This window comes from Sphingobacterium sp. UBA7253, assembly GCF_002472745.1.
Classification (GTDB): domain Bacteria; phylum Bacteroidota; class Bacteroidia; order Sphingobacteriales; family Sphingobacteriaceae; genus Sphingobacterium; species Sphingobacterium siyangense.
On record NZ_DKSP01000133.1, the window covers coordinates 16,738 to 19,864 of the forward strand.

Below are 3,127 nucleotides of genomic sequence, written 5' to 3' on the forward strand. Positions count from 1 at the left end.
CTTTTTTATGGTACTTTAATCGTTATATTTTACTTTACGCAATTTTATAGCATATTGGGTTCCTTATCCAAGGTCTCGCTTTCTTTGTTTGCATAACGCGAATAACCATGCTTTTGCGGATGTTCGATAATTTCCTTCATAGAAACCAGTTTGTAAACATACGAACCCGTTTCATTATTCAATTTCAATGCAAAATAGTCGTCCTTTTTTTGTCTTCTTATAGAACCTCTTAAACTACCATCACCGACATTATATGCTGCAGCTACCAAGGTCCAGTTTCCAAATTGGGCATACAGGTATTTCAGGTATCTGGCAGCAGCATGTGTAGATTTGACAAGATCTTTCCGGTCATCTACTCTACCATTGACTTTCAATCCATACAATCGCGCTGTTGCCGGCATAAACTGCCAATAACCACCAGCTCCCTTAGATGAAACAACAGCTTTACTAAGCCCGCTTTCCACTAAGGGGATATACTTAAAATCCTCCGGAATACCATGTGATTTAAGGATCTTTGCGATCATAGGCAAATAGGTCTCTGCCTTTTTGTGCATATCGTATGATCCTGTTTTTTTAAACGAGAATCGATTGAAAAATTTGCGCAATTTACTTTCCACAAGCGGACGATCCATCGGTAATGAATCTTCAGCAAATGTCAATGAATTCATATAAGATTCAAACGAATTGCTTTTTTCTTTTTTTTCTTCTTCGTCCCCATGATGAGCGGGAACTACTACGAGCTTCGGTTCAACGATCTTATCGCCGTTTGAAGCGTTGTTGTGTGGGGTTGAGTATAATTTTGACAGCAATAAAGCAAACAAAATCAAACTACTACATAAAACTTTCTTTCTTATCATTCACTCCCTTAATGCTATCCTATCCACGACTCCAATCGATCAAAAAATAGCTTGGTTCAAATTCAAGGGTACAAAGGTAAACACTATTTATTTAAAAAACAAATAGTTACATTACAGACCACTTAAAGTGGCTTTTTTAGCGTAAAAACGCAGCAAATCCAAGAAAAGACAAAAAGATAAGGATTTTTTCGCAAAACCCAAAATTATACCTAACTTTGTGGTTCACATTTTAGCAAAACACAATGCCATTCAGCAATAAAAGGAACAGTCGTGATGACAACTCCAGAAAGTCACGAGGCAACTCAGATAGCTTCAAATCTAGAGGCGATAAGAACAATAGTTTCGGAAAAAAATCATATGGGTCGAATGACCAATCTGAAAGAGGTTCTTTCAGAAAAGATGATAATCGTGAGAACAGATCATTCGGATCTAAAAAATTCTCAGACAAACCTCCTTTCCGAGGAGAGAACAATTCCTTCCGTTCAAAAGATAATTCAGAAAAATCCTTTGGTAGAGGAGGCCGCTCATTTGATAAAAATGATTCTTCAAGATCTTTTGACAAAAAAGATTCCTTCAATAAATTTGATAGATCAGAACGTTCTTTTGACAAAAAAGATAACTTCAAACGTTCCGATAGAAATGACTCTTCAAGATCTTTTGACCGTTCAGAACGTTCTTTTGATAAAAGAGATAGTTTCAAACGTACAGATAGAAATGATTCCTCAAGATCTTTTGACCGTTCAGAGCGTTCTTTTGATAAGAGAGATAGTTTCAAACGTACAGACAGAAATGATTCCTCAAGATCTTTTGATAGATCAGAACGTTCTTTTGACAAAAGAGATAGTTTCAAACGTTCAGACAGAAATGACACTCCAAGATCTTTTGACCGTTCAGAGCGTTCTTTCGATAAAAAAGATAACTTCAAACGTTCAGACAGAAATGACAGCCCAAGATCATTCGATAGATCGGAGCGTTCTTTTGATAAAAGAGATAATTTCAAACGTTCAGACAGAAATGACTCTTCAAGACCTTCTAACAGAAAGTTTGATGGCGAAAGAAGTAGAAATTTTGATGACAACAAAAACTTTGGTGATAAACAATATATTAAACGTCCAAAGAAAAAAGCAGAGGATGCAGAGGATGATGGCTTAGTTCGTTTAAACCGTTACATCGCCAATGCTGGTATTTGTTCAAGACGTAAAGCTGATGAGCTTATCATTGCTGGTGTCATTTGGGTAAATGGAGAACCTGTTACTGAATTGGGTACCAAGGTAGATCCTGCAACAGATGAAATCCGTTACAACAACGAACGTTTAAAACGTGAAAAAAATGTTTATGTTCTGTTGAACAAACCAAAAGATTATATCACGACTACAGATGATCCTCAGGAGCGTCATACCGTAATGGAACTTGTTTCTAAAGCGACAAAAGAAAGAATCTATCCTGTTGGTCGTCTTGACAGAAACACAACGGGGCTACTTTTAATGACAAATGATGGTAGTCTTGCTGAAAAACTTTCACACCCGCGTAACAGCATCAGCAAAATCTATAATGTCGAGTTAAACAAAAGCCTTACACAAGGTGATTTTAACAAAATCAGCTTTGGTATCGAATTAGAAGATGGTGTAATCAAACCCGATGACTTGAGCTATGTCCAAGGTGGATCAAAACGTGAAGTTGGCATCCAAATCCACTCAGGAAAAAATCGTATCGTACGTCGTATTTTTGAGTCATTAGGATATGAAGTCGTTAAATTGGACCGTGTGGTTTATGCAAACTTAACGAAAAAAGATCTTCCACGTGGCCGCTGGAGATATTTAGAGGAGCGTGAAATCGTGCAATTAAAGCACCTGATTTAATCGCTTAAGAAGATAAATAAAAATAAAGGACGGTCATTCAGTTAACCGTCCTTTATTTTTTATATTTGCTCTTTCAAATAAAACAACAAAGAATATGACTGATCCGAAAACACTTTCATCCGTTGCGGAATTCCATAAAACATTCCAACATCCAATCCTAGACACCCCTACGATTCCATCTGAACAAAGATGTGCCTTACGGGTATCGTTGATCGCTGAGGAATTAAAAGAATTAGAAGAAGCCATCCAGGATAAGGATTTGGTAGAGATTGCAGACGCACTATGTGACATTCAATATGTACTTGCTGGAGCGGTATTAGAATTTGGTTTAAAAGATAAATTCTCAGCTCTTTTTGATGAAGTTCAACGTTCCAATATGAGCAAGGCATGTAAAGACGAAGCAGAAGCCAT

At 37.0% G+C, this 3,127-nt stretch carries 3 protein-coding genes; 2 read left to right on the forward strand and 1 reads right to left on the reverse strand.

Features of this window, described 5'->3' with window-relative positions:
* Positions 1-44 precede the first annotated feature (44 nt).
* Complete coding sequence (locus tag B2X72_RS13685; RefSeq protein ID WP_286849960.1) at positions 45-857, reverse strand: lytic transglycosylase domain-containing protein; 813 nt, start codon at positions 855-857, stop codon at positions 45-47.
* 242 nt (positions 858-1,099) lie between these two features.
* Between B2X72_RS13685 and B2X72_RS13690 the strand changes: the two genes are divergently transcribed.
* Together B2X72_RS13690 and B2X72_RS13695 are read left to right on the forward strand one after the other, a co-directional pair.
* Entirely contained in the window at positions 1,100-2,716 is a 1,617-nt protein-coding gene (locus B2X72_RS13690; protein ID WP_286849962.1) for a pseudouridine synthase, read from the forward strand.
* 94 nt (positions 2,717-2,810) lie between these two features.
* On the forward strand, positions 2,811-3,127 hold a 317-nt coding region (locus tag B2X72_RS13695; RefSeq protein WP_286849963.1), incomplete at its 3' end, for a nucleoside triphosphate pyrophosphohydrolase family protein.